Genomic DNA, 26376 nt, shown 5'->3' with positions numbered 1-26376 from the left:
AGCGCGGTCTGCTGGCGCTGCGCCAGCAGGTGGCGACGGTGTTTCAGGATCCGGATCAGCAAATCTTCTATACCGATATCGACAGCGATATCGCTTTTAGTCTGCGTAACCGCGGGGTGGCGGAAGAGGAGATCGCCCGCCGGGTGGATGAGGCGTTGACCCTCGTCGATGCCCGGGGGTTTCGCCAGCAGCCGATCCAGTGCCTCAGCCATGGGCAGAAAAAACGGGTGGCAATCGCCGGGGCGCTGGTGCTGCAGGCGCGCTACCTGCTGCTTGACGAGCCCACCGCGGGCCTCGATCCACGCGGGCGGGCGCAGATGATCGCCATCATCCGCCGCATTGTCGGGCAGGGGCGGCGCGTGGTGATCTCCAGCCACGATATCGATCTGATCTATGAGGTGAGCGACGCCGTTTACGTGCTGCGTCACGGCGAAGTGCTGGCCGCGGGGGATCCCGGCGAGGTATTTGCCTGCGCGGAGACGATGGACAGGGCGGGATTGACGCAGCCGTGGCTGGTGAAACTTCATAGCGAACTGGGGCTGCCGCTGTGTAAAACCGAGGCGGAGTTTTTTCAGCGGATGCACAACAACGCGATAGGCGCGATAAAGGAGGCGTCATGACGCTGGCAGTGATGTTGCAGGGCACGGCTTCCGACGTTGGGAAAAGCGTGCTGGTGGCGGGACTGTGCCGCATTTTTCATCAGGATGGGCTGCGTACCGCGCCGTTTAAATCACAGAATATGGCGCTGAACTCCGGCATTACGCCGGATGGCAAAGAGATGGGCCGGGCGCAGATTTTCCAGGCCGAAGCGGCCGGGATTGCGCCGGATGTCCGCATGAATCCGATTTTGCTCAAGCCCACCAGCGACCGTCAGGCGCAGGTGGTCCTGATGGGGCAGGTGGCGACCAGCATGGATGCGGTGAGCTATCACCAGTACAAGCCACGCCTGCGCGAGCAGATCCTCGCGGTCTACCAAAGCCTGGCCGGAGAGTATGAGGCGCTGGTGCTGGAAGGCGCCGGCAGTCCGGCGGAGATTAACCTGCGCGACCGCGATATCGTCAATATGGGCATGGCCGAGATGGCGCAATGCCCGGTGATCCTGGTGGCCGATATCGACCGCGGCGGGGTGTTTGCCGCGATTTACGGCACGCTGGCGCTGCTGCAGCCTCAGGAGCGGGCGCGCGTGAAAGGGGTGATCATCAATAAATTCCGCGGCGATGTGGCGCTCCTGCGCTCCGGGATAGAGCAAATCGAGGCGTTGACCGGGGTGCCGGTGCTGGGCGTTATGCCATGGCTTGACGTGGATCTTGAGGATGAGGACGGCGTCGCGCTGCAGGCCGGGAAATACCATCGCACCGACCGGCGCGACATCGACATCGCCGTGGTTCCCCTGCCGCATATCGCCAATTTTACCGACTTTAACGCCCTGGCGGCGCAGCCAGACGTCCGGGTGCGCTATGTCCGCGATCCGCAGGCGCTGGCCGACGCCGACCTGGTCATTCTCCCGGGCAGTAAAAATACCCTCGGCGATCTGTGCTGGCTGCGCGAGAGCGGCATGGCGCACGCGGTCGAGCAGGCCCGGCAGCGCAAGGTGCCGCTGCTGGGGATCTGCGGCGGCTATCAGATGCTGGGCGAAACCATTATCGATGAGGTGGAGTCTGGCCTTGGCGCCCAGCCCGGGCTGGGGGTGCTGAAGACCGTGACCCACTTCGCCCAGCACAAAACCACCACCCAGGTGCAGGCGACCCTGGGGTCTGCGCTCCCGGATTGGTTAGCCGACGCGGCGGGGCTGCGCGTTAGTGGCTACGAAATTCATATGGGCGAGACGCGCCGCGAGGCAGGCTGCCCGCCCCTGCTGCAGCTGCATAAAGCGGGGCAGGCAGTAGACGACGGGGCGATAAGCGACGACGGCCTGGCGTTCGGCACCTATCTCCATGGCCTGTTCGACAGCGATGCCTTTACCCGGGCGCTGCTCAACGGCCTGCGCCAGCGCAAAGGGCTGGCGCCGCTGGACAGCGCCCTGGAGTATGCCCGCTATAAAACCCGCCAGTTTGATCGGCTGGCCGAGGCCATGCGCGAACATATCGCCATCGATAAAATTTACGCCATCATGCGCCAACATCAGGAGCCCCTATGCTGACTCTGGTTACCGGCGGCGCGCGCAGCGGCAAAAGTCGCCATGCCGAGGCGCTGATTGCCGATGCGCCGCAGGTGTTATATATCGCCACCTCGCAAATCTTTGACGACGAGATGGCCGCAAGGATCCAGCATCATCGCGACGGCAGGCCCGCCCACTGGCGCACCGCCGAGCGCTGGCAGCAGCTTGATGAACTGATCACCCCGGCTATCGCCCCAGAGGAGGCGATTTTGCTGGAATGCATCACCACCATGGTCACCAACCTGCTGTTCGCGCTCGGCGGCGACAGCGACCCCGACGGCTGGGATTACGCCGCCATGGAACAGGCTATTGATGACGAAATTGGCGTGCTGATTGCCGCCTGTCAGCGCTGTCCGGCGCACGTCGTGCTGGTGACCAACGAGGTGGGGATGGGCATTGTACCGGAGAACCGCCTGGCGCGGCATTTTCGCGATATTGCCGGGCGGGTCAATCAGCGCCTGGCGGCCGCGGCGGATGCGGTCTGGCTGGTGGTCTCCGGCATCGGCGTCAAAATCAAATAACTCAATCGCTGGCTGACCGGGCCAGCCCTGGCAGGGATTCTGTATGCAAAATTTAAACACGGTTCTGCGGGCGATCCCCGCGCCGGACGCCGACGCCATGGCGCGGGCACAGCAACACATCGACGGCTTACTCAAGCCCCCCGGCAGCCTCGGGCGTCTGGAGGCGCTGGCGGTGCAGCTGGCGGGAATGCCCGGCCTGGGCGGCCAGCCGCAGGTGGCGAAAAAGGCCCTGCTGGTGATGTGCGCCGACCATGGAGTGTGGGACGAAGGGGTGGCGATTTCGCCGAAGGCGGTCACCGCCATCCAGGCGGCAAATATGACCCGCGGCACCACCGGCGTCTGCGTGCTCGCCGCCCAGGCCGGGGCGAAAGTGCATGTAATTGATGTCGGTATCGATAGCGAACCGCTCCCCGGCGTGGTGAATATGCGGGTGGCGCGGGGCTGCGGCAATATTGCCCGCGGTCCGGCGATGAGCCGTGAACAGGGGCAGGAGCTGTTGCTGGAGGTGATGCGCTACACCCGCGCGCTGGCCCAGGAGGGCGTTACCCTGTTTGGCGTCGGCGAACTGGGGATGGCCAATACCACGCCGGCGGCAGCGATCGTCAGCGTCCTGACCGGCAGCGATGCGCAGGAGGTGGTCGGGATTGGCGCCAATCTGCCGCTGGCGAAGGTTGGCAACAAGGTTGAGGTGGTGCGGCGGGCTATCGCCGTCAATCAGCCCGACCCGAATGATGGCCTCGACGTACTGAGCAAAGTCGGTGGTTTCGATCTGCTGGGGATGACCGGTGTCATGCTGGGGGCGGCGTCCTGTGGGCTGCCGGTGGTGCTGGATGGCTTTCTCTCCTACGCGGCGGCGCTGGCGGCGTGTCAGATAGCGCCGGAGGTGAAACCGTATCTGATCCCGTCCCACTATTCGGCGGAGAAGGGGGCGCGTATCGCGTTGGCGCACCTGGGTCTCGAACCGTATCTCAATATGGGCATGCGTCTGGGAGAAGGCAGCGGCGCGGCGCTGGCGATGCCGATCGTCGAGGCGGCCTGCGCGATGTACCATCGCATGGGCATGCTGGCGGCAAGCAATATTGTGTTACCGAAGGGGTAAGCAGGAGATGGGGGCGGCAATGGCCGTTCCCGTTTTCGGCAGAGGTTTTGCTGGCGGCAGAAACAAAAAAACACCCTTGAAGGTGTTTCAGGTTGTTGGCAAAAAAGGAAAAAGCGTGGTTTTTCCTCCTTTGTGGTTATCAGCCGAAAATCAATAAATTGATTTTCCTTGTTACTTTTCTGGCGCAATCTGCAAGCTCAATGAAGGTGCGCTACCTAACATAAGTCACGCGCGCTCCTGCTGTTTAAGATGACGCAGCACAATCCGGCCTTCCGCAGAAAATATACCATCAAAGCGTATCCAGCCGGTATCGGGAAGTTGGGCATAAATAAGATAATTGAGATGCCCCGGACGTGGCTGCGGCTGCAACTCCACGCGCAACTGGCTCAGGCGGGGTTCGTAGCGCAGTAACGTCTCTTCTATCTGGTGTATCAAACCATGAATACCCGCGGTCATTCCCTGATGAATCATGCTGAGGTCCGGCAAACCATAATCCGGTAAATGCGCCAGCGTTCCTGCCCGGCAGTTGATGATGCGCTGCATGTTGTCCATAACGGAGAGAATAAGCTGATCCCGCTCGCTGACCTGCTCCAGCGGCAGCTCGCCACTGAAGCTGAAAGTCAGCATTTCAAATAAAGAAGATGCTGCCATCGGTTACTTATCCTGAAGGGGGAGCAGGCGGAGATCGCTTCTCATCAGCTCTATGGTGCGGGGCCTGTCAGCTTCCAGTTCATCCCTTTTGAGTACCAATCGCCAACTGTTGCTTTGTTCATCGGGGTGATAAAACTGACCAACGATGGCGATAAACTGGGTCTCTTTATCCAGAGGGACATTCAGGGAAACCGCACCCGCTGGCTTCATCCAGACGGTATGTTTGGCCAGTACATCTGATTTCAGCGTTTTTTCTTCCTGCATAAGCAGCGTGTCATAGTTGGCCTCGTCAAAACGCTCACGTGTTTTCAGTTGCCAGACATGGATCATCGTGGAAAGCGGTGTGTCTTGCGCATCTGTATTCAGCGCGCTGCGCGATACAAAATCGAGATGCAGCGTTTTGATCTGCTTGTAGAAAATCGCCGATGCCACTTCTTTAGTGCCGTCAGTCACTCTCTGAGTCAGACCGCAGCCGCTCAGCAGCGTCACGGCGGCAAGTATGCTGACAGCATGTCGTTTATAGGGTGTAAGAAACATGAGTAACACTCTCCCTGTCGCGGGTGGATGATGTGGGCATGAGTCCCTGATAACGCCCGAGACTGACCGTGACCGTACCGGCGACTGGGGCAGCAAAAGACGCCCGCAGCACGCCCGTTCGGCTTACCTGAACGCGCTGATTTCCTAACTGTGCCGGAGGCAGCAGACTGACGGGCAAGGTCAGTTGCAGGCGGGCCTGGTAGCGCCAGCCCAGATAGACACGCAACAGCACCAGCAGGTCGGTATGTAGTTGCCCGCCCGGCAGCCAGCCGCGTGCCTCTCCGTCGTCTTCGGTATACAGCTTCATCAGTAACTGGCTGTTAACGTCAGTGCCGGTGTTGCCCAGCAGTGCCCGAGTTTTCAGGCAAATACGTGATCTTTTTGATAAACCCGCAGGTTCAGGCAGGACAATTTGTTGTGGATCGTGCGGGATAACTGTCGCTTGCGTCTGGGGGGCCAGTAATCTGACCAGCGCCGTTATGCCTTCTGCTGTACGCGTCGGCAGACGCATCACGCTGAGTAATGCCAGAAAACGCGAGACCGGCGTGGCGATATGATTTTCGCTGCCGGGAATGCCCAGACCAATCAACCCCAGCAGGCAGCGGGAAATATTATCCACGGCTCCCGGTTCAAACGACGTAAGGTAATTATATTTGCGCCAGATACGATAGTACTGAGTGATAAAGCGATGGTTAAAAATGTCCAGAAACGCCATCATCGCTTCATGGCCGTCCCGGCGCTGCGCGATGTAGTCGAGATAGGCTGTCGGCAGCGGTGAATCCACACCGTACAGCCCCAGAAACGTGGTGCGCACCGTGGGTGGCGCGTCAGGATGATCCAAATCCTGTTCGACGCTTTTTAGTTCGCTTACCGGGAACCCCATCCCCGGATGTGGACGAAAACGGACAGGATCGTCTGCCGGATTGGTTGTGCTCCCCAGCAGTGGCGTCTGTGGTTGGCTTTGTTCAAGAAGCTGGCAGAAACGGTAAAAGTTAATTCGGTTAATGTCCGGAGCAAGCCTTTCCGTCAGCCCGGTACGCGCTGGCTGTGGTGTTCTGTCCATTGCAAACATTTTCCTGTAGGTTGCAGAATCAGCGTCAACTGAGTAAATAAGTGGATGTCGGCATACAGGGCGAAAAAGCGGTGCAGCAGTTCGCCAAACAGGGTGATATCGCCTTCGCCGGCGAAACCGTTGCTGTCCAGCGTGACCTGAATATCCACGCCGCGCAGTAGAAAACCTTTTTCAAAACGCTGAATCAGGTGATGCTGAACGTCAACGATTGCCTCCAGACGGCGTCGGTTCATTTCGCTTTCCGTCCAGTCGTACAGCGCCAGCGTGCCGCGCAAGATTTCGGCGTTGTCCATCATTGACAGGAAGTTGGAGCCTAAGTGGCTGAGAACCCGCCAGTGGAAACGGTCACGCGCCGGGGGATAACAGGGCTGCGTCGGCGCGCACAGGTTGCGCACCCGCAGTGTATGCTGCGTGGCGTAGACGGGGGTGTCCAGCACCGTGCTCTGCAGCGCTTTACGCGGAAGCTGACCGTTGGTGCCGGTCAGACTCAGGGACAGGGTTTCGTCTTCCAGCAGGCGGTCGATATCGAATGCGTCGCCCCCAAGGATCAGCCAGGTATCATGCAAACCGGAAGGGCCGCGTTTTACCCGCGTATGGTAATAACGTTCCGGCGAATCGTGACGCAACATCCCGCCCCGGTGGCGAAAACTGGAAAAGGGCACATATGCCTGACTGCCGGTGTGTCGCGAAGAAATAATATTATCGACGGAGTAAATTTCCGTATGCCCGTCCTGAATACGCATGGGGCGCAGCAAGTATTCATTTTCCAGCGGAGAAAGATGCAGTGGATCGGCTTCCAGCGGGAACAGGTTGATCACCGGTACGCAGTGCAGGCGGATATTTTCGGTGCTGAACGGCAGATCGTGAGACCAGCTTTCCGCGAGCACCACGTCAATTTCGAATCCACTCATTCCTGCCGGCCAGACCACATTCTCCAGCCCGTTGAGGGCGACAAACATAAACTTCTCGCGGAAGGTGAAATACTCCAGCAGTAGTTGGTAGCCGCTGAAGGCCGATTCGCCTTTTGGCCAGAGCGGATCGTCCTTACCGAACCCCATCGGGGAAAAATAGCCGTCCAGTGTCCGACGTTCCTCCCCCGGCAGGCGAAACCAGATTTGCTGCACCCCCAGCGTCAGCGCCCGGTGTAATGCACAAGCCAGCGGACTGTCCGCATTGAGATAGAGCGGCAGTCTCGATAAATCAATCTGTGACCCGTCGCCAGCCAGCGGGCTGCACTCAAAGCGCAGACGGATAACCGAGCGTCCATCCTGTTCGTACTGTAACGACACCTCTGGTAAAGCCAGCGGAAGCAGGGTGATATCCCGCGTGGCGCTGTAGCAGCAACGTGTCCGGTGTTCGCCGACGGGCCTCGAGAGCACCTGAAAATCACTCAGTGTTTCGCTCTGCTTCATTTGCCGATGATCGGTTAACAGTTCCACCACCGACAGCGACGGGATTGTACGCAGATAATGAGGCCACAGGAGGCTCACCAGCCCCTCAGTCAGTTCAGGTAGATCGTCATCCAGTTTTTCCCGCAGGCGGCCCATCAGGAAGGCGAAACCTTCGAAGAGACGTTCGACATAAGGGTCGCGCGCGCCGGGCTTATCGAGATTGAGCATAGCGGCGCGATCAGGATACGCTTGTGCAAACTCTTTACCCGCTTCACGCAGGTAGCGCATTTCGGCTTCGTAATAGCGTTGGGTCAGGTCGTCCATAAGCAGGAGTTATTCTCCTTTCATTAAAAGTAAATATAGTGCAAGTCTTCAGATGTAAAACCGATGTTGATATTATTTTACGAAAAATATATCGCGAGCAATTATCAATATATAATAATTAAATCATGTTTTTTACGGTTGCGTTTATTTAATTTTTTACTTATTCAGATACTTTCTGTATGAATATGAGGCGGGAAATCTTTCATGCCAGTATCCGGCTTTTTTCACCGAACCCTCTAATACCCAATAATGATATTTATTCCCCGAATACTCCCTACGGATCGGCACCTCATACCTCTTATTATTGTAGATAAAATAGATAAGAAAGAAATCAATAGTTGGCGTTAAGGTCTCTTTGTCAAACTGGGTTTCGAGATATTCAGAGGATAGCTTATCTTTCATTAGTTCCCGAAACTCTTGATTATCCAGATCAGATAATACAGATAACTCTGAAAATCTTTTTTCTGAACCATTAATACCTTTCTTTAGATAAAATATTATCTGATCGCTGTTAAGATCACCAATTGGAACATAGCGGGTATTTATCACATAAAAATCATTGATTTTTATATACTGTGGAGTACTTAACCATTCACTGGCATCAAACCACTTCTTTTTCGACGGCCACTCCGGATCGTTTTCACTCTCCGGTGTCACATGCACCGCCATTTTGTATTGCTGTTGATACATAACATATCCTCCACCACATAAGGCTGTCAGCAAAAGAACAACCAGAAAGTAATATCCCTTCATTTTTAAAGAGTTCACAATGTCCACTCTCCGGGTTGATAGGTCTGTAATCCTTCTTTCAGCCCCTCTGGGCTATCCCCGGTTCCCGGCATACGCTACGCACCATTTGGCGCAATTGGACCAGCACCGCGTTTAGCGTTAGCATCTCTCGCTGTGACATCATCATAGCGTTTTGACATCTCATCATAATTTTCGGGTTTCTGGGGCGGCGTAATATCGACATCACCATTCGCCTTTTTCTTATTATATTCACTCAGGCTTTCCTCGTATTCTTCAATAACATCTTCATAATTTTCTGCTGCACGTATTTCTTTTTTCGTTCCGTAAATCGATGAATAATCCGACCGCATTTCAAACGCTCTGACACTCACGTCCCAGCAAGCCGCCATCTTTTGTGCCGGACTGTTTTCCTGTCCGGCATCCATTCCGGTCAGGTCTTTTCCATTAACAGAAATACCGGCCCGGCAGGCATAGGTTGTGACAACGGCATCATAATCAAAGACAGCCTCCTGAACGTCAACAACATCTCTGGATTTAAACTCACCGGTCTTTTCCTTTCCTTTATTTTCATGATGATAATCAAATGATGCAGTGTCGATAATTCCGTGACACAGAATAACCATCTCCTTAATTACTCTGTTCTTGTTTTTTCTGCTGTTCAGGAATTTAATAAATTCAGCCTTGTCTTTCACATAAACCACGCGACCACTTAATTCTTCAACATATTCATTAATTAATTCAATGCCTTTCTCCACATATCCCTGCTGAAACATCAGGAAAATACGCTGTATATAATAATTATCTTTATTCACTTCAGGAAAAAGCCGTAGCTGTCTTAATCCGCAGTTTACAAAACGATACTGATTCCCCATAGAATCTTTAAATTTCGTCCTTGCGGCCACCACCACAATATAATCCCGGCCAGTAATCCACTGAACATTTTCAACCGGCTCCTGCTCAGCTGTCATCAGTTCAATTTTTCTTTCATTTATCTCCTTTAATGAACCGAAGTTGCCGCCTCTTTTTTCCCAAGAATACGCCAGCTTACCAACTAACACCGTAACCTTCTCCGCCGCATCCGTATAAATTCGCTCCGTTTCCCGGTTCGGATTCGTTTTCCCTTTTCTGAAGGTACTATCACTCAGAATGAATACATAAGGGATACCCTCTAAACCAACGTCATCCTCTTTCGTTAAAAGTTTTATCTGATGGCTGTATTTTTTATTCTGCGGCTTTGTACTTGCTGCGGTAAGATTATTCGTCTTGCCTGATGTGGTATGGTTTTCCGTGCCACCTCATTCATCAAACAAATCCGAAGTGGCAATCACCTGATTGTTCGCGCATTTACACGCCACACGGTCGCCGTTACCGACAAAGAGCGAATCCTCAGACCACCCACGCGCCGTGCCGACAATCCCGAACATCCCTTTGCACTTGTTACACCACGCCCTGTCGCCATTCAGCGCCAGTTTTTTGCCGTCTATGATCGATGACGTAGCGCTTGCCACATAGCCGTATGTCGTTTTATCTCCCAGTCTTGCCAGCCTTCGCGCCATAACTCCTTCCCTCTTAGTCCCCCTAAGCCCTTGATCACAGACAGCAGGTATTAGTCCTTCTGATAAACGCCATCAGTCCTTATGCTGCGTGTCGCACAGTACCGCCGCCTGTGCCGGATCCATTACCACCAGCGTTCCCAGCAGGTTTCCCATTTTCCGGGCAAGCGCCGCTTTGTCCGCGTGGCGGTGCGCCCGCAGGCGCAACAGCTTCAGTTGCCGCGTTTTTACCTCAAACAGCAGTTCCGATTCCCACTGCGTCAGCGTCAGCCCCTGCGCGGTGGATTTGTTCATTTCGTCGCGCATCAGCAAAAAATCGTCATGATAGCCGGGGTCTTCACCCACCGGCGAATCCTCCGTCACCGGCAGCAGCCAGCTCTGCCACTGTGCAGCCTGCTCCTGTGCGACGGCCGTCGCATCCCGGTCAGAGAAACAATTCCGGGTTAACTGTTGCAGTAACTCACTCATCTGCGTTGTCCCTGTATTCTTCTGCATCACTTATGGCTTTCCCGGTCAGAAACACCTGTCCCGGCAGGCGGTAGTTTTTCAACGCCAGCAGCGCCAACGGCCCTTTACCCTGTTCGACGCGCATCAGGTAATGCAGCGGCAGACCGTCCGGCGCTTGCCACTGCAGCATAAAGCTGCTGCTGTCCAGCTGTGTGACCTGCGCCTGTTCCAGCAGACGAATAAAGCTCCAGCTTCCCCGGAAGTCGGCCAGAATACGTTCCATATTCTGCGTACTGGTCCAGCTCAGCGATGCGCCGGGCTGCCACTGCTCATCCGGCCAGCTGAAACGCTGCCAGCGTTCTTTCTGGTTGAAATATTCCAGTTGCTGGCCGTCAATCACCAGATGCGTTTTCATCACGTCACGTGCCGGTTTTGCCATCAGTTCAAAATGTACCCCGGCATCGCCGCTGGCAAAGGCTGTGTCGGCCACATCGCGCAGGCGATTCAGGGCGCGTAAAAACGCCGGGTTGACCGTCAGTCCCTGCGTGTTCATGGTGTCAGCCACCCAATAACGACCTTCGCGTTCCAGAACGCCTGCAAGGTTGGTAGCGATAAACTGACTTATACGTCCGTCATCGCGCAGATATTTAGCCAGCAGGGGGAGAGAGGCGTCGTTCGGAGTGTCCTTAAACGGATAACGCCCGGCGAAATCCTGATTCCAGTGGCTGACAATGGCCCGCTGCCACTGCCGGTTCAGACTGTCCGCTGCGGGCGTCAGCACCTGCCGCCACGCCTGCTCCACCGGACGAACAAACAGCGACTGGCCGAAGCCGCTCCATTCCTCGCCCAGACTGGCGGCTATCAGACGGCCATAATCTCGGGTATCGGTGAGGTCGACGGTTTTGCCCTGCAATACCGTCTGCGCCAGCTGCTGCGTCATCTCCTGCGGGTCCGGGGCGTTGGTGACCTGTTGCAGCTTGAGGCGCACGCGGGTCACGCGGGTGAGGTAAGTTTGCAGACTGAGCTGGCTGTCGCCAGTGCCTCCGGCTTTATCACCGGTCAGCCGCAGCAGCGGGGCAAAGGTTTTGTCCATCGGTCCCGTTGGTGCTTCTTCTTCACGGGCGGCACGGGTGTTCTGCGGTGTTTTTTCTTTACCGTTAAACAACTCTTTTGCTGATTGTGTCAGCGAGTCTGACAGACTACGGCTTTCCCTTCCTGCCGCCGCCTGCCATGCCACCGTATCCGTGAGCGCAATCAGCGGCGACTGGCGGGCATCGGCCATCAGCGTCAGTTGGTCCAGCACGCCGGACAGCGAGTCCTCTTTCTTCCAGCGAATGCTATTGAGGAATGTCAGCCAGCTTCCGGCGAAGTCGGTGAAGTAACGTTCCGTCAGGCGGGTACGCAGGGCTTCCGGCGAAATATCGGCGGAAGCGTCCTGTTGACGGTCGCTGAGTACCCAGTCGATTTCCTCACGTCGGGCCGTCACCACCTGCTCTATGGCCTCCTTAACCTGACCTTCCCATGCCTGGCGGGTGAACATTCCCGGCACCGTTTGCTCAGTACCAAACAACGAGCCGGCCTGCGCGTCGCCGGTCATATCCGCCAGCGTCATATCGGCGTAGTTGCGGGAGACCTGTTTCAGGACGTTCTGATAGAGGGTATTTTCCGCATTGCGCACCCCAATCTGGCGCAGCAGAATTTTGCGTACCGCGCCGACCAGTTCCGGCTGCGGGGCGATTTTCCACTGTGGATGCTCCGGCAGATTCGCCATCCAGAAGGTCAGCAGCGACGGCAGCACGCTTTGCCGGGTACCTTCCGTTACATCTGCATAGCGCAGGTTATCTGCCATCAGCGTGGTACTGAAAAAGGCGGCGTCGGCTTTTTCGGGACGGGACGTCATCAGCAGCGCCTTCAGTTGCTTATAACGCAGTTCTCCCGTTGCGGTGCGTTGCGGACTGTTCGGAGACAGGGCGACAAAGGCGTTCAGTTGCTGCTGCAGGTGGGCGACCGCTACATCGCGTACCAGTCGGTTTGCCGCCTGCGCATAGCCGGGGAACGCCGTGTTCAGCAACTGAGCATTACGCTCCAGACCGAAACGCTGATACCACGGCGTACCGTGGCGGATACGATACTGCAGACGCTCGAGCTCGCCCTGCAAGGTGTGCAGCGCAACCAGTTGCTCTGCCAGCGGCAGTCGGGTATTGATGGCCCGCGCTGTGTGCGTCCCGGTTTCCTGAATCAGGGCGCGGTTGGCAAAGAACGAGGTCATCATTCCGGTCCACCATATCGCCAGCACGCAGAAGCAGGCCATCAGCGCGGTGCGCAGCCACGGAAAGCCCACGGTGCGGCCTTTTGCATTGTCGCCAGTAACGCCCGCCCACACCAGCGATGACAGCCACGCGTGGGGAGCCGCTTCCGGCACGGCGGCCAGTGGAGGGCTGAACATCAGGCCGCGCAGGTGCAGAGAAGGGAATGCGCCGCCTGCCAGCAAGGGCTTCAGGACGGTTTGCCAGTGAGCGATGCCGCGCTCTGTAAGTGTGTGGGCAAGACGCAACAGAAAATCGTGCCGGTTATTGGTCAGCAACTGCGACATTCCCTGTTCCGTCAGTTGCGGGGTCTGTGCTTCCAGTTGTGTAGCCAGTTGTTCCGGTGTGCTTCGCTCCGGCAGCAGGCAGCCGACGCTTTGTAGTGTGCGCCCGGCCTGATAACCTCCGTCATCACAGACCTGCCACAGATACAGCGGAGCCTGAAAGCCAAGCAATTTTCCACCATTACCCAGTTCGCGCCAGCCCTTATCCAGTTGCGCCGTCTGGCAACTCTGTTTCTCCGTCAGCGGCCAGATAATACCGTCCAGCGGGCGGAAGCGGCGCAGTTTTTTCAGGGAGGCCAGCAGGGTGGTATCCGGCTCTGCCGACGCCTTGCCGCCATATATCAACACCGTATGGTCGCCTTCCTGCCAGCGCTGCTCTGTCAGCCCCGGCGCGATGGCTTCCACCTGCTCAGGCTCGCCCGTCACCAGCAGCAGACGGACCTGACGCTGCCAGAACAGACCGTAACGGTCGCGAAGATGAAAAAATAGTTCAGAATACAAAGATGTTCTTTGCCCAGGTTCATAACGAATTTCTTTTTCCGGGTATTCCCCCTGTTCCTCTGACTGCCGCCGTTCCCTGCGAACCCTGTATAAACGGGAAAAATACCAGGATGCCCGCAGAAAAATAAACGACATTATGCCAGCCAGCCATATATAAAACTTATTTTTATCCCCGGTTAATCCAAAAAGATCACCAAAACGCCAGATAATAAAACCCAATACAGCCGCAAAAAGCAGGAGCAGCAATACGTCTGCAATAATCGTTAACTTATTGTTTGCAGATTTCATGAAGCCTCCACCGGGTGGACAGTAGTAATTATCCAGTCGTCTTCATATCTGGCCATCATCAGATAATCTGATTTTTGATAAGACGCCGCCGAGACTGCTAACGCCGCAGTTAACCAGACCGAATTCAATCCGGGTAGACCACTGAGGCTTTCCATTACGTGGATATTATCAACTTGTAATTTCCCTTCTTTTTCGTTGAAGCATTGAAGAATACTGCCGCTGACGGGTAACAGACCAGCGCAGTCCCCTGTCAGTCCTGTGGCATTTCTGGCTATTTTTTGCGTATCAATAAAAATATCCAGATCTTTATCAAAACGATCGGCTACCACAACCATCGGACGAAAAATTCTGGCTTTTTCATCCAGTTGATATTTTTTTACTACATCATCTGCTGCGAATAAAAAGGAAACGATGCCATCTGAATAATTTTCTTTGCCGTTAAGCTGTAAAACCAGAACAATATATATTTTTTCTTCTGTCACTTTCAGCCAGGCGTCAAGTTGTTCAAATAAAAGAGAAGGAACAAGACGGACAGATCCGGACGGCAACATGATGTTCATCTCCTCCAGCACTCTGGAAAAATCAGCCTCCATACGGGTATATTCTCTTTCATTACAGTCCGTAAGGATAATAAACTCTTTTGCAATCCGAACGGGAAGATTAAAAATATCATTTTCATCAATAAGAAGAGTAAAGAAAGAAAACCAGTCATTAGTTTCCCATCTAAAATAATCAATCCTCACGGCTAGACCATACATTACCTCTGACTGATTATCTGATAGTGACGATCCATCCACTTCACCGGGAAGGAAAAGTTTACTGCCTAGTACAGAGACATAACGGCCTCCCCATTTTTCCCATTCTGTGTTGATATTATTGATGTTATGCATTATTACCGTATAATTTTGCATGGCTCTGGCATAAAAATATATTTGTAAACAGAAGAGGAAAAGACACAGGGTTAGAGGAGAAAACAAGATTAATAAAGTAACATTATCTCTAATGATTTCATCACGAAAGAGATAAAAGAGTAGCAATAAAAACGCACTAAGAATAAGGAAGGTGAGAAGCCATTTATAAAGAGGTATTTTCAGTGGCCTATCTGGCTCTTCAATATGTTTTCTTTTCCATGCCATAAAGTTTATCCATTTAATAAAAATAAGTCATCAATCGGTGGAAGGTATTAGCAGTGAGCTATTTAAGAATGTAAATATGCTCAACTTCACCAGTCATATTTACCTTGCGATCTATAAAAACCAGTTTCCGCCCACATGTAGCTTCCATCTTTCATCATTGATAGCGCCTGAAGTATGATTTTTGAAAATGAATTCATTAAAGCCAACTTCATTCAACTCGAAATAAACAGCTTCACCACCGTTTGAACATGATTTTATCTTTATCAGGTGGCGTGATTAAACGGAAAAATACGTTACGCTAAATGTCACTGTGACACATTCCAGTTATTGAGCGCATCTGTCAGATTACAGCGCCCCGTTTTCGTCTCCATCACGTCATACATATTAAATACATAATTGCCATTCCCGGTATCTTTGACGTTTCCGATAAACGCAAAATACATCGACTGGCCTTTACTCTGATTAAACGTCTGGTACGCCTTTTCTATATTTTCTTGATTAGCATCTGCGGTTCTGACTATTTTCATTTTTAATGACGGACTGTCGCAACGGACAAAAACAATCTCCTGATTTTCTTTTTTTAACATGCCCCAGAAAATATCATTATAATCCTCGGCATATGCATTGCCTGCTAGAAAATATATAAAGAACAATCCTGTCAATAATGATTTCAGCATTACGCTTTCTCCTGTCAGAATAAAATCCTTTTATGTCCCCAGTGAGTGTAGGGGACATTATTTCTTTCCGCGTTTTTATCCCCGCCTGCCATTTCTTTCTGACGGACGTTATCCCGCTTCAGAAACCCACACCGGGCCGCCGTCGTGTCGCGCCATCAGGGACCACAAAACATGAAACTTTTCGCCTTGTTTATGCTCCTCCTCCATTGTTCTGTCTTCCCATTCCGGCATCAGTTCCCCCTGCTCCAGCGTTACCGTGACCGGTTTGTCCTCCACAAAAATCGACCATTCACCGCCGTGTGGACAGGGTTCGCCGCTGGACGCGCTTATCCGCTGCTGTTCCGTGATGTACTGTTGCTGACGTTGCGGCCAGTTGTAAAGCTCCTCCGGGGTTCCCCGCGGGAAAAAGCCTTCCAGCGGCACGTTGATAAACCGGTTTTTCACCCGCCGTATCCGTATCCAGTTGGTTTTTGTCCATGCCCCTTCCTCCCAGTAATACTCCTGCTGACCAACATCATTGACATACTGAGTTCGCACACGTCCCTGCCATGCATCAGGAATATTCTCCCTCAGATACATCAGGCGCGCCCCCGCATCAAGCAGATCCGGCAGGTACAAACCGTCAATCGTCACCGGATCGCCTTCCCGGAGATACACGCTGTGATCCAGTTCATAGAGTGGCAGTTGCATAGGTAGCGCCAGTGGACCATAAAGACTCTCTTCATAGTAATAAGTCAGCGAACCTTCGTACCAATAACCCGTCGAAGTGTCTTTTATCAGATCATCATAGAACCCCGCCCGCCAGAGTAGTTTCTGATATTGCTTCTGAGCTACATCAGGCATCCAGTTCGGGAAATAATCTATCAACCCCCGCCGATCACTACTGATATTTCCCCCAGAATGCAGTGCATTTGGATCGTTTTGCTGACGCTGTAGAAAATCATAATGTACCGACTTTAATGTACCGCGAATATTGGGCAGTACCCGCCCCCCCCAGACAGCATCAATCTGTTCATACAGCGGGCGCCGACGGATATCCAGAGGCATGCTTTTTGCCCATTCAGCCACCTGATACTCACATAACTCAACCAATGCCCGCCACGCCTCATAACGCTTCCGATAATATTCCACCGACATTGCTCGCTCTAGCAGCCAGCACTCTTGGGGGTGCAATATCGCCATATTACCTCCTTCTTTATTTATCAATCTTTCCTGTGGTTATCACTCTTCAGGCACGAAAATTTTAGTTTGCAACTGGGGAATGCCGATATACATATCCACTTCATCAGAAAAATCCCTATATCCCCACCCTGTGTGCTGACGTTTCCCCAGATAATTCAGATTCAGATCGGCCGGGTCTATCACTATCTGAATTCCCCCACCTTCCAACACTATGTCCACATTTTTACCATTATCAGTCACACTACGCGACTGTGAGGCAGCGGGACCTTCCCAGACTTTCATTGTGGTGCCTGGCGGGACGGTATACACCACATATTCGCCATTTTCATCCCACCTCTCCCATCCCGAAAACCGTCGCCGCCACTGCGATTTGCTTTTCAGAGCCATAAACTCAGCCTCACGCATCCAGCAAAAACTGTTATCACTACTGGCAGGATCCAATACACGGTACAATTTTTCATTCTGTGGCAGCTCAACATAACGCATTTGATGAAAGCTTTTTATATTATCTTCCGACAAAGCAGGCCAGCCTTCCTTATCCTTTTCCAGTCGCATCAGACTCTTCTGTTCTGCGCTCGCCTGTTTCAACCCTGGATATTTCTCAGTTACCCCCACATCCACCCAGTCCGGCTTATTATGAACCAATAACTCAGCCTCTTCTGCATCTTTAAGACGAGTCGGGCGATGCGGATTAGCGCCAGTATGCGCCTTATAATAATTATCGCCTTCCTGTCGTAGACGCGCGGCCAGCTTTTCCAGTGTCTCATTCAGCGGAGCCAGTGCCTTCTCCAGCATAGTATTGGCCTGACTACGAATAGAAACCAGTAATTTCCAGGTCGTCTCAATCGGCTGGCGAATAGATTCCGGCCCCCAAGATTTGGCTTTATCCAGCAGGCTTCCAGTGACTTCCATTAATTCATCAAATTTCGTCAACAGCACGGACACATTTAGCTGCGCAATCAGCTCTCTGACCTGCTTCTCGGCATATTGGTAGGGGTTATAAATCCTCATATATTTCATTGTGGCCTGCACTACGGTCATATCAATGAATCTGTTAAATAACGAGACAGCAGCATCAATAGCTTTTAAGGTTATCTTCCCAGCAAGAGCAGCTTTTCTTATCGAATTAAATAGCACTTTGAAAATCCCTTTAATCAGGGAACCCGCAACTGGAATAAGACCAACCAGAGTGAGGATCATTGCCACCCATGCCCAAGTGGTATCTGTTTTTTTATCGTTTCCTTCCTTTATTTTCATGCAGTTAGCAACCAGATCACGGACATCGCAAATCTGATCCACCAGAGGGATCATAGAAATAACAGTACCTGTTACTACCTGCCCGGTACTCTGGTTATCGTTAAAATCCCCCTGAATGGTTTCCCAAATCCACTGCCCGGTCGCTTCAATTTTCTTATGTATGCCAGAATACCAGCTTTCTGGTGGCGGCTGATAAAAAGCCAGCGCTCTGTCTAAATCAGTGTCTGTATCCATTATTATGCTCCCTGTCCATCCGTCCCTAATTCAGCATCTACTGAGGCAAGCAGGGACGAATAGGGATCCCAAGGTTTGTCCGGTTCCGGCTCTGGAAATTCGTATTCCACCGTTGCTGATTCGGGGGGAACATTGGTATGCAGTGCGTACCCTTTATCATCTAACATGCCCGACAATACAGCCCCTGACTCAAAAGCGATTGTGTACTTCGCGCCACCAATGGGAATACCATCCCAGTCCCGCAGATCCAGCGACAGATCGTAATTACCTTTTCCCGGCAGCACAGGCATCTCAACCGGCAACTGCGCTTTACTCATCTTCTGCACATTCGCTGATTTCAACAGGATATTCTTCGGTCCTCCTACCTCCACCCCGCCGCCGCTCAGCCTGATGTACGCCTTGCCGCATTTCAGCACAAGTTCCTTCTCTGCCTCTATCTCCACCACATCTTCCGTACTGCTTATCTTCATCCCATGGCGCGATGTCAGCCGCATTCTCTCGTTCTGAGCCTCCACTTCAACTTTTCCCTGGTTTGCGTACAGCTTTATCCCTCCCTTGCGCGCAAATACACTCACCGCGTCTCCCGCCGAGACAGTCACCTTCTCCATCGCCCCTGCATCAATATTTGTTCCCGCCATCAGCCCTATACTGCTCTCTCCCGAACCCAGTCTGACGCCCTGTGGACTTACAATCCCCACGCCTTCCGGCGCGCTCAGCACTATCCCTGCCTTTACAAGCTCCGACAGCGCGCCGTTCAGCGACGTATGCCCATCAAGATCCGCACCATGCGCCTTCGCCACCTCCGCCGCCTGTGACAGACTTTTTGCTATCGATAACGCATTTTCCAGTTGCGTTATTGCTGCCTGCATATCCAGCGCCTGCCCCTGCGCCTTTTCCTGCGCATCGGCGCTGATAAAGACACCTTTTTTCGCTCTTATCGCACCCCACATATCGGTGCGCAGTTCGAAACCCTCACCGCGCTGCTGCTTCCCAGCATCCACCAGATGTCCCAGGTTCAGCTGGCTCTTTCCGCCGTACTCTGTGCTAACCTTGATGTGCTCCTTACCCCGCTCATCGTCCAGCCGGATTTTGTTATTCGCCGGGGTGCGCAGCACGTTGCGCTTATAGTTCTGGATGGTCACATGGTCGGTGTGCGCCGAGTCGTGTTTCACCCCGGCGATATATGGCCTGTCCGGGTTGCCATCCTCAAACGCGATGCTAACCTCGGTTCCCGCCAGCAGCGGCAGGTGCAGACCGTAAGTATCTCCCGCATAGGGGCGTGACTGCCGTACCCACAGGCTCTCGAAACCCGGCTTCCACGTATCCCGGTCAAAGTCCAGGTTCACTCGATAGCGCCCGTCTTTGTCGATATGAGCGTAGACATCATTTGCCGTGGTGCTGGTCACCCGCGCCGGGAGTGTCCCTGCCATCACAGGCCTGCGGATGAGAGGAGGGCGGTAGCCGTAGCGTTCGGAATAGGGGATGGCGGTGAATGTCAGTTCGTAACTGCGGTCTCGTGCTGCGCTGGCGGTAATCCCGGTTATCAGAATGCCCTTGCGGAATACCTCTGGCGCATCATTACCCTCGACCTTTATCTCCAGCCCCGGCATCAGCAGAGAACTGGTGCTCTGTCCCTTCAGGATGGCGCGTCCGTTCAGGTAGCGTTCGTGGCGGATACGCGCATAGAATGCACCACTCTCCGGCGTCGCTTTGTCACCCGTTTTCAGAAAATTGTCAGCGTAATGATAGGCTTCACCGTAGGTGGTGTTATCCCCGCCTGTTACGTCAAACTGGCCTGTTGTCATCTCCGCCATCGCTTCACGGTAGTTGTAATCCCGCGTCGTGACGGACCTCGATACCACGCTGTAGGCCGTGTTCAGATCCCACACTGCTTCGGTTCCGCTGTCGCTCATCCCCGAAGGGTGACGCAGCGGCAGCGTCAGGCCGCGCTCATAGCCACTCTGGTCGTCGTAAAACTCGATAACCCCGATTTTCAGTCGGGCGTCGGTACTGAACCGGAACCAGATACCCACCTCCGACAGCAACCGTGAGATGAATGTCAGATCGTCTTCGTCGTACTGCATGACCTGCTCGCGTGACGGGTAGTCGCCTTTCAGGTTAAACACAAAGTCCTGACCGCGCATCTCATGCCGCTCGCGGAGTATTTTCTCCACGATTTGCGGCACCGTCTGGTTCTGATAAATCGCGTTCTGATGGCTGCGGGACAGTAGCGCCAGACGGGGCTCCAGCCGCACCTCATACCGCGCCTCGTCCCGTGAGGAAGACAATTGCTTAAATCCGGTGATCACCCCGTACAACGTACGCAGGGGAGTCTGCGTCGGTATCCCTTGCACCGGCGGGGCGGTCAGGCTGAATGCCCCGTCCTGCATCAGCACCGACTCCGGCGCAATAGACTTATCGCTGCTGGTAAACTGAATGTCATAGCGGAATGGGGCGCTTAATTGCTCCTTGCCTTCAAAGGACAGTACGTCCACGCCGCTGCTCAGGCCGCGGATTTTTAACGCGTGGTGTGAGTGGTCGAAGTTCTGTACATCCATCGTGGGCTTCCTTATTTCGTAACAAATTCCACAGAATTTCCTCTTGCGGGGCCCTGTTCAGGCACGCTACCGCCCATAGCCATGACCTCGTGCCCATCAGGTTTACATCAGGCTAAATTGTGAATAGCGGTTGCTCGGTACCGGTACCACCGATATTCAGCGAGCCGCATATCGAACCCGTGCCAAAAAAGCAGAAGGCTTCCTGCCAGCCATGGTTAGATGGCTGAAACTCCTTGTGGATTTAACTGAGATAACGCCGGTTCTGGCAGCATGTTCTGTTTCACGTCCTGACAGGCGTCAGTGCGGGGAACCAGACTGATTTCGACGCGCCGGTTAGCGGCCCTGCCTTCCGGCGTATCGTTAGTTGCCGCAGGATGGCTTTCGCCCAGCCCCTGTACGGCAAAACAGGTGGCCGGAATGTCGCTGGTCTGTAGCATCCAGTCGCGCACGGCTTCCGCGCGTCGCAGCGACAATTGCTGATTGGCTTTTTTATTGCCGGTAGTATCGGTATATCCGGTGACCACAATCAGCCAGCCCGGCCTTGCCCTGATATTTACCAGCGCGTTAATCAGCACTTTTGTCGAGCCGTCTTTCAGACGGGCCTGTCCGACGTCAAACAACGCCATGCTGTCGAGACGCACGCTCTGTACCGGTAATGCGTCTGCTACATCCCTTTTTTTCTCAGGTGGACGGTAATCGCGAATAACCCGCCATACCGGCTGGCGTAGCCGTTCGCCGGGATATAAGCCCAGACTGAGACGTAATGGCTCCCCTTCGCGAAAATAGCTATCCAGAATATTTGCATCGTCCTTCAGGACCGACAGGTGGTGGGCTTTAGCGGCGTCGTTGTCTGCCGGAACGGCATCATATTTATGTAGATCGTCGCTCACCTGCAGCAGCAGGCTGCGGTTTGCGGTTGCTGACAGACAGAGCGCAGCCACTCCTGCCACGGTGGTCATCAGCAGCGCCGCCACGCAGGCGCGGCGCACTGGCGTAAATCCTGATTGACGTGGTAACAGCGGCAGCATCATGTCCGGGAACGGCAGGGGAGATGCGCCGATCTTCGGTATCGCCTCCGGCGTCAGTCCCGTTTTTGCCGTTGTCCATGTCTGCCACAGATTGCCTTCCAGCGCAGGCAGCGCTGGCGCCTGCCCCATGCCCGCCGCCAGCGGCGGATACCCGTTCAGCTCTGGTAACACCATCTGATTGAGCCACTGCATCAGGCTTTCCATCCGCAGAAGATGGCAAAGCCGCAGGCTGCTCCCATCGGTTCCGGGCTGTGCCGCCCATGCCGTCGGAGAGCTTTCTCCGGCGGGCGTCGCCACCTGAACCTTGCCGCCGGCGCAGATAAACCACGGTAGATCATCCTCTCGCCCTGTGCCGGGCAGCCAGCTCCACAGCAGCAGCGGCACTTTTATGCCCGCCCTGCGGCGCACTGTCGCCAGACCGCCGACAAAGCGTCGCAATCGTCCCGCCAGAACAGCCATATCCAGATGAACAACCGGCACGACCGTGCAGGCCACACACAACTGAGAAGCCCATGCGGGGCGGTCAGCTAGCAGCACTTCAGCCTGCCTGATAAGTTGCTCTTCATCCGCAACGTGCAGGTACAGCCCTCCCGCGACCTGCCGCAGCGGGTTTTCTGTGAATAACGATGCTGCCGCGTCGCCGCACACCAGCACTACGGGCTGCCGATATGTTTTGGGCGGCAATCGGGACAGCCATGCGCTGTCGGCCTCAGTCTGTCTTTTTTTTCCGCGCCAGCACGCCAGCAGGCCTACTGCGATGACGATAAGCGCCACTGTCACGCCAAATTTCATCGCCGTAGAGGCCTGATTGAATCCCAGCCATAGCGCCAGCACCAGCAGCATGCTCCACAGCAAAAGCGCCTGTTTCAGCGTGTTACTCACCCGGCTCATCTTCAAGACTTGCCTGTTGGCAGCAGTTCATCCACCAGTACATTCAGCCAGCTATGCAACCCCCACCAGACGCCAACCAGCACAAGCATTAGCAGTAGCAGCCAGCAAAAAGGAGACTGCCACAGGTAATGCTGACGCCTGGTCAAAGGCACGTTCAGCACTGCCGAATCTTCTTGCACCCTGAATGGCTCAACCCTCTTGCTGAACATCGCAATGAGATGCTGCCGTTCATCAGATTCGGGGTCCTGATAGCGCCCGCGAAACCCCAGCAACAGCACGCGATGAAAACATGTCAGGACCGCCGGCGTGGGGGCTGGCTCCTGTAAAAACCGCTTCATACGCTCATACAGTAGTTCGCCCGCCTGAAGGGTATTGAAAAAATGCGACTGGAGAGGGTTTTTTAGCCAGACCATCTGGCCATCATCCATCCCGTCCCGGCTGAGAACGGTTTCGTCCAGCAGCGCGCACTGAGCGTAAGTGATATGTTCTATGTCCTGCTGGCTGAATCCGGCCGCTGTCAGACGCTCGCGTACCCCTTCCACCTGCTGCAGACAATGGCGATATAGTTCCTGTCCGTGTCTTGCAGAAGTGCCCTGACGCAGTTCCACCACCGTCAGAAAGGTGTCGCGAAGTAGTACGTCAATGTCGATTTTCCGTTCCTGTGTCATGACCGCAGTACCGCAAAAAGCTCGGGTTTCAGATCGCCCAGCGTACCCGGCGCGTAAATCATGCAGCACCCGGCATCCAGCATGGCTTTAGCCGGAGCGCTCTGCATATCCAGCGCAAAGTACTGATTCTCCAGCCGTAATGGCAATGCAGCCGGAACCTGCGTCAGCGGAACAACAGGGACACCGTTCAGCGCAACATTAACCAACAACGTAACGTCATCCGGCGCCCCGATTTTGCAGAGCCGTGGTAACTGTTGCAGAACGACGTGCGTCGGCAGCGAGGAGCGAACAGAAAGGTAAAAATCCGCCTCTTCCCGCAGGCGTGGATCGTGAAGTTCGGCTTTCCAGCGGTTGCCGGGAAGGGATTCCAGCTCGAGCGCAATCACCCGCGACGGCAGGCTGGCTTCGAGCAGTTCGCTGAGCAGGGTAAAAAGCGGCGGAAAAACGGAGGCTGGAGCATCATGGACATATGCGGGAATGGCGCTCACGTTGTGTTCAAGGGAAAAGGTCAGCAACGCGCCGGCCAGACGAGCCAGTTCGCGCCAGACGAGTTCAGGATGGATGCTCGGATACCGTAAAAAATCACTTAGAACCGGTTCAGCGCTGTTCAACGCATTGAGTAACCAGAACAGGGACACATCCGCTACCGCGAAGTCCGCCATACGCTGATTGCTTTCCCGGCGCAGGGCCATCAGACGCCGGCACTTCGCTTGTAGCTGCAACAGCAACATATCCAGTCGCTCCACCAGACCAATATGTGCGCTGAGGGCAAGCAGCGGCGGGATGTAGCTTTCATCCTGAGACCAGTTACCCTGACCATTCCGCGTCAGACGTGCAAGCGGGCAGGTGATGTAATCCTGATTGTTATCATGGGCGAAACGCAATGACAGCGCATGGCATTCAACGGCCATTTCTTCACTGTCGCTGCCATAAATATCCTGTACTTTATGCCATTCCTGACGATAACGCAGGGGTCTTTCAGTATGCTTTTCCTGTCCCAGATTACCGCCATTCGCATGTTCCAGCGGTAACGCCAGGACAACTATTGCCGTATTTTCCACCGCCAGAGTATGTAAATCACAAGCCAGAGGCAGCGCATCGGAAACTTCGGAGTCGATCAACGAGCCATCGGAAAAACGCAGGCGCAGGGTACGTAATTTTAACTTCCCTAACGCCAACGCTTCTCTGTCAAACTCGACTCTCGCCACACCCCATGGATGACGGATACCCAGCTGTGCAATGCTGTTGTTACTGTACGTTTCCCAGCGGGCCTGCTGCTGAAACTGTTGTGAGGACAGGAACGTTCCCTCAGCCCATAGTGGTCGATGAATTTTCATACTACACCACCGCCCGGTCAGGTTTTTGCTTTTGGCATTTGAGAAACCTGAGACCGTGCCAGCGTGACTTAACGTGCTGGACGTCTGGCTGATGCATAACCACATCCTCCGCAGATTTCGCCAGACAGGAAAGTGGAGTATGGATAGCTACCGTCAGATGTATTTTTTTAAACAACGACTGATAAATGCCGCCTGATCCCATCATTGTTGACATAGCCGCAGATGAAGAAATATGTTCATTTGCAGACATCAAAATTTCCCTTTTGAAACTTTTATCCGGTTTTGCCCAATGACTTTCCCAGGCGTGCAGGTTAACCCCTCTCCTGTAACGACATTCTTGTTAATTCTTCCATCGCTCCAGGTTCAGTCATGGCGTTAGTGAAGTTGTTTTGGTTTAAATTAAGGCCAATTACTGGGGCTATAGTTAATAAATGTCTGGTGGACACTACAATCCCTGGCGGAGAGAAGATGTAGAGGTAACTTCACATTCATGGCACTTCCTGTTTTCAGGCCCGGCTTTATGTTAAAGCGAGTTTCGGGAACATCGTTTAGAAATTTTTTAGCCATGTTGCTTCTCCCTGTCTAACTAACCCTTGTTTAAGTATCTGACCTTGATCCAATTTAACAGTTAAATAAAGCGTGGTGCAATGTGGTCAGTGTCTGAAAGATCGTTTTTATTACTACTATAAATAATTTGGCTCGTATCCTAAGATAGTTTTATTTATATGAAGTTTCTCAATTTATTGACCATCAAGGGCAATCTGCTTGGTTATGGCTAAGTATAAGCATAAAATACCGATAAACGATCGCGTAATAATATCGCAACGCCACTTTTTCGGAATAAATAAAAGCTTCTTTAATAAATGATATTTTTGCTGTGAATGATTTGGTGGCAAAAAGTTCGACCATCTACTGCGAGATTAGTGAAGTACAGAAGGGGAAAGGATGGAATTAATACCATAATTTAAAACAATCAGAAGAAGCTCTGGTATCAAAAATATAACATTTGCATCAATTATCATGATTTATTCAGTAATGAAAGTATGGTGCTGACTTATAATGAAAACTATCATAGATACATTATCTCAATTAAATCCTGTTTGTTGCAGTGCCCTGTCTGGCAAGATAAGCACCGAAATATAATGATTATATCAAGTCTGCTATCTTCATTCTTGTTGGCCAGGGGCCGATTACAAACGTAAAGATAACGGTAGTTCCGGGAATTTAGTCCTTTTATTGCGCAAAACTCTAAATGAGTGGATTAAGTAAGTGGCTTTTAGCCGTACACTCATTTGTCCACGCATCATCTGTGGATCTCCTGAGAGATACAGGGAAGTATAAAAAGACGTTGATAAATTGCGGTTTCTTGTATTTCAGGGGCTGTTACGGATGACATAAAGCAAACCGGCGAGGGGGCGGCAATGGCCGTTCCCGTTTTCGGCAGAGGTTTTGCCGGCGGCAGAAACAAAAAAACACCCTTGAGGGTGTTTGTAATGTTGGTTGCGGGGGCCGGATTTGAACCGACG

23 protein-coding genes and 1 pseudogene are annotated in these 26376 nt (G+C 53.4%); 5 read left to right on the top strand and 19 right to left on the bottom strand.

The features are described 5' to 3' along the window. The 5 genes from HMPREF9538_RS0128055 to HMPREF9538_RS32370 all read left to right on the top strand — a co-directional run. Positions 1-620, top strand: a 620-nt coding sequence (locus HMPREF9538_RS0128055) for an ATP-binding cassette domain-containing protein (protein ID WP_009485645.1), incomplete at its 5' end; no start/stop codon positions are given. Beyond that, positions 617-2140, top strand: a complete 1524-nt coding sequence (locus tag HMPREF9538_RS09010) for a cobyric acid synthase (protein WP_009485644.1) — start codon at positions 617-619, stop codon at positions 2138-2140. The genes HMPREF9538_RS0128055 and HMPREF9538_RS09010, both read left to right, overlap by 4 nt. Continuing rightward, the gene (cobU, locus tag HMPREF9538_RS09015) at positions 2134-2679 is read left to right on the top strand and encodes a bifunctional adenosylcobinamide kinase/adenosylcobinamide-phosphate guanylyltransferase (RefSeq protein ID WP_004143921.1); all 546 of its coding nucleotides are present in this window, start codon (positions 2134-2136) and stop codon (positions 2677-2679) included. Before HMPREF9538_RS09010 ends, cobU begins: the two co-directional genes overlap by 7 nt. 43 nt (positions 2680-2722) lie before the next feature. Beyond that, on the top strand, positions 2723-3778 hold the full coding sequence (cobT, locus tag HMPREF9538_RS09020; RefSeq protein ID WP_004143920.1) for a nicotinate-nucleotide--dimethylbenzimidazole phosphoribosyltransferase: 1056 nt from the start codon (positions 2723-2725) through the stop codon (positions 3776-3778). Positions 3779-3797: 19 nt separating this feature from the next. Next, positions 3798-3935, top strand: a complete 138-nt coding sequence (locus HMPREF9538_RS32370) for a hypothetical protein (RefSeq protein WP_009485643.1) — start codon at positions 3798-3800, stop codon at positions 3933-3935. Positions 3936-4003: 68 nt separating this feature from the next. On the opposite strand, the gene tssE is transcribed toward HMPREF9538_RS32370, so the two are convergent. From tssE to HMPREF9538_RS32645, 19 genes and pseudogenes are all read right to left on the bottom strand, one after another. Then, positions 4004-4429, bottom strand: coding sequence for a type VI secretion system baseplate subunit TssE (gene tssE, locus HMPREF9538_RS09025; protein WP_004181152.1), 426 nt, complete (start codon positions 4427-4429; stop codon positions 4004-4006). A gap of 3 nt (positions 4430-4432) precedes the next feature. After that, entirely contained in the window at positions 4433-4966 is a 534-nt protein-coding gene (gene tssJ, locus HMPREF9538_RS09030) for a type VI secretion system lipoprotein TssJ (protein ID WP_009485641.1), read from the bottom strand. Continuing rightward, positions 4947-6029, bottom strand: a complete 1083-nt coding sequence (tssG, locus tag HMPREF9538_RS09035; protein ID WP_004181150.1) for a type VI secretion system baseplate subunit TssG — start codon at positions 6027-6029, stop codon at positions 4947-4949. The genes tssJ and tssG overlap by 20 nt, the downstream gene beginning before the upstream one ends. Next, positions 5993-7753, bottom strand: coding sequence for a type VI secretion system baseplate subunit TssF (gene tssF / locus HMPREF9538_RS09040; RefSeq protein ID WP_009485639.1), 1761 nt, complete (start codon positions 7751-7753; stop codon positions 5993-5995). The genes tssG and tssF overlap by 37 nt, the downstream gene beginning before the upstream one ends. 156 nt (positions 7754-7909) lie before the next feature. Then, positions 7910-8521 carry a hypothetical protein gene (locus HMPREF9538_RS09045; RefSeq protein WP_223364737.1) on the bottom strand — a complete coding sequence of 204 codons (612 nt, stop codon included), beginning with the start codon at positions 8519-8521 and terminating at the stop codon, positions 7910-7912. A 77-nt stretch (positions 8522-8598) separates the two neighbouring features. After that, entirely contained in the window at positions 8599-9561 is a 963-nt protein-coding gene (locus tag HMPREF9538_RS31155; RefSeq protein ID WP_009485636.1) for a hypothetical protein, read from the bottom strand. Between the two features lie 237 nt (positions 9562-9798). Beyond that, complete coding sequence (locus HMPREF9538_RS09050) at positions 9799-10059, bottom strand: PAAR domain-containing protein (RefSeq protein WP_009485635.1); 261 nt, start codon at positions 10057-10059, stop codon at positions 9799-9801. Between the two features lie 72 nt (positions 10060-10131). After that, positions 10132-10338 (bottom strand): annotated as a pseudogene (locus tag HMPREF9538_RS33375) (ImpA domain protein); the annotation flags it as partial. A gap of 178 nt (positions 10339-10516) precedes the next feature. Further along, on the bottom strand, positions 10517-13882 hold the full coding sequence (locus HMPREF9538_RS09060; protein ID WP_009485633.1) for an ImcF-related family protein: 3366 nt from the start codon (positions 13880-13882) through the stop codon (positions 10517-10519). After that, positions 13879-15018, bottom strand: a complete 1140-nt coding sequence (locus HMPREF9538_RS09065) for a hypothetical protein (RefSeq protein ID WP_009485632.1) — start codon at positions 15016-15018, stop codon at positions 13879-13881. Before HMPREF9538_RS09065 ends, HMPREF9538_RS09060 begins: the two co-directional genes overlap by 4 nt. Positions 15019-15323: 305 nt before the next feature. Beyond that, on the bottom strand, positions 15324-15695 hold the full coding sequence (locus tag HMPREF9538_RS09070) for a hypothetical protein (RefSeq protein WP_009485631.1): 372 nt from the start codon (positions 15693-15695) through the stop codon (positions 15324-15326). 108 nt (positions 15696-15803) lie between these two features. Next, positions 15804-16877 carry a hypothetical protein gene (locus tag HMPREF9538_RS09075; protein WP_009485630.1) on the bottom strand — a complete coding sequence of 358 codons (1074 nt, stop codon included), beginning with the start codon at positions 16875-16877 and terminating at the stop codon, positions 15804-15806. Between the two features lie 39 nt (positions 16878-16916). Beyond that, positions 16917-18368, bottom strand: a complete 1452-nt coding sequence (locus tag HMPREF9538_RS09080; RefSeq protein ID WP_009485629.1) for a hypothetical protein — start codon at positions 18366-18368, stop codon at positions 16917-16919. A gap of 2 nt (positions 18369-18370) precedes the next feature. After that, entirely contained in the window at positions 18371-20926 is a 2556-nt protein-coding gene (locus HMPREF9538_RS09085) for a DUF2345 domain-containing protein (RefSeq protein ID WP_009485628.1), read from the bottom strand. A 215-nt stretch (positions 20927-21141) separates the two neighbouring features. Then, positions 21142-22845, bottom strand: a complete 1704-nt coding sequence (locus HMPREF9538_RS09090; RefSeq protein WP_009485627.1) for an OmpA family protein — start codon at positions 22843-22845, stop codon at positions 21142-21144. Between the two features lie 2 nt (positions 22846-22847). Beyond that, positions 22848-23513 (bottom strand): type VI secretion system protein TssL, short form, encoded by a 666-nt coding sequence (gene tssL / locus HMPREF9538_RS09095; protein ID WP_009485626.1) that lies wholly within the window; start codon positions 23511-23513, stop codon positions 22848-22850. After that, complete coding sequence (gene tssK, locus HMPREF9538_RS09100; RefSeq protein ID WP_009485625.1) at positions 23510-24850, bottom strand: type VI secretion system baseplate subunit TssK; 1341 nt, start codon at positions 24848-24850, stop codon at positions 23510-23512. The genes tssL and tssK overlap by 4 nt, the downstream gene beginning before the upstream one ends. Position 24851: 1 nt before the next feature. Further along, positions 24852-25100: a hypothetical protein gene (locus tag HMPREF9538_RS09105; protein WP_009485624.1), complete on the bottom strand. Its 249-nt coding sequence runs from the start codon at positions 25098-25100 to the stop codon at positions 24852-24854. A gap of 1053 nt (positions 25101-26153) precedes the next feature. Then, a partial coding sequence (locus HMPREF9538_RS32645) for a hypothetical protein (RefSeq protein WP_071813927.1) occupies positions 26154-26376 on the bottom strand: 223 nt, incomplete at its 5' end.

Source organism: Klebsiella sp. MS 92-3 (assembly GCF_000195655.1).
In the GTDB taxonomy this organism is placed as follows: domain Bacteria; phylum Pseudomonadota; class Gammaproteobacteria; order Enterobacterales; family Enterobacteriaceae; genus Klebsiella; species Klebsiella pneumoniae.
Note: the sequence above shows the minus strand (reverse complement) of the source record. Positions and strands in the feature narration are given on the sequence as shown.

Excerpts from the sequence above, each read along its gene's own strand:
- HMPREF9538_RS09065 (WP_009485632.1), bottom strand. The coding sequence starts at position 15,018 with ATGGCATGGAAAAGAAAACATATTGAAGAGCCAGATAGGCCACTGAAA.
- HMPREF9538_RS32370 (WP_009485643.1), top strand. The coding sequence starts at position 3,798 with ATGGCCGTTCCCGTTTTCGGCAGAGGTTTTGCTGGCGGCAGAAACAAA.
- tssF (WP_009485639.1), bottom strand. The coding sequence starts at position 7,753 with ATGGACGACCTGACCCAACGCTATTACGAAGCCGAAATGCGCTACCTG.
- HMPREF9538_RS09070 (WP_009485631.1), bottom strand. The coding sequence starts at position 15,695 with ATGCTGAAATCATTATTGACAGGATTGTTCTTTATATATTTTCTAGCA.
- HMPREF9538_RS09060 (WP_009485633.1), bottom strand. The coding sequence starts at position 13,882 with ATGAAATCTGCAAACAATAAGTTAACGATTATTGCAGACGTATTGCTG.
- HMPREF9538_RS09010 (WP_009485644.1), top strand. The coding sequence starts at position 617 with ATGACGCTGGCAGTGATGTTGCAGGGCACGGCTTCCGACGTTGGGAAA.
- tssE (WP_004181152.1), bottom strand. The coding sequence starts at position 4,429 with ATGGCAGCATCTTCTTTATTTGAAATGCTGACTTTCAGCTTCAGTGGC.
- HMPREF9538_RS09085 (WP_009485628.1), bottom strand. The coding sequence starts at position 20,926 with ATGGATGTACAGAACTTCGACCACTCACACCACGCGTTAAAAATCCGC.
- tssK (WP_009485625.1), bottom strand. The coding sequence starts at position 24,850 with ATGAAAATTCATCGACCACTATGGGCTGAGGGAACGTTCCTGTCCTCA.
- HMPREF9538_RS09090 (WP_009485627.1), bottom strand. The coding sequence starts at position 22,845 with ATGAGCCGGGTGAGTAACACGCTGAAACAGGCGCTTTTGCTGTGGAGC.
- tssJ (WP_009485641.1), bottom strand. The coding sequence starts at position 4,966 with ATGTTTCTTACACCCTATAAACGACATGCTGTCAGCATACTTGCCGCC.
- tssG (WP_004181150.1), bottom strand. The coding sequence starts at position 6,029 with ATGGACAGAACACCACAGCCAGCGCGTACCGGGCTGACGGAAAGGCTT.
- HMPREF9538_RS09075 (WP_009485630.1), bottom strand. The coding sequence starts at position 16,877 with ATGGCGATATTGCACCCCCAAGAGTGCTGGCTGCTAGAGCGAGCAATG.
- cobT (WP_004143920.1), top strand. The coding sequence starts at position 2,723 with ATGCAAAATTTAAACACGGTTCTGCGGGCGATCCCCGCGCCGGACGCC.
- HMPREF9538_RS09080 (WP_009485629.1), bottom strand. The coding sequence starts at position 18,368 with ATGGATACAGACACTGATTTAGACAGAGCGCTGGCTTTTTATCAGCCG.
- cobU (WP_004143921.1), top strand. The coding sequence starts at position 2,134 with ATGCTGACTCTGGTTACCGGCGGCGCGCGCAGCGGCAAAAGTCGCCAT.
- HMPREF9538_RS09105 (WP_009485624.1), bottom strand. The coding sequence starts at position 25,100 with ATGTCTGCAAATGAACATATTTCTTCATCTGCGGCTATGTCAACAATG.
- tssL (WP_009485626.1), bottom strand. The coding sequence starts at position 23,513 with ATGACACAGGAACGGAAAATCGACATTGACGTACTACTTCGCGACACC.
- HMPREF9538_RS09050 (WP_009485635.1), bottom strand. The coding sequence starts at position 10,059 with ATGGCGCGAAGGCTGGCAAGACTGGGAGATAAAACGACATACGGCTAT.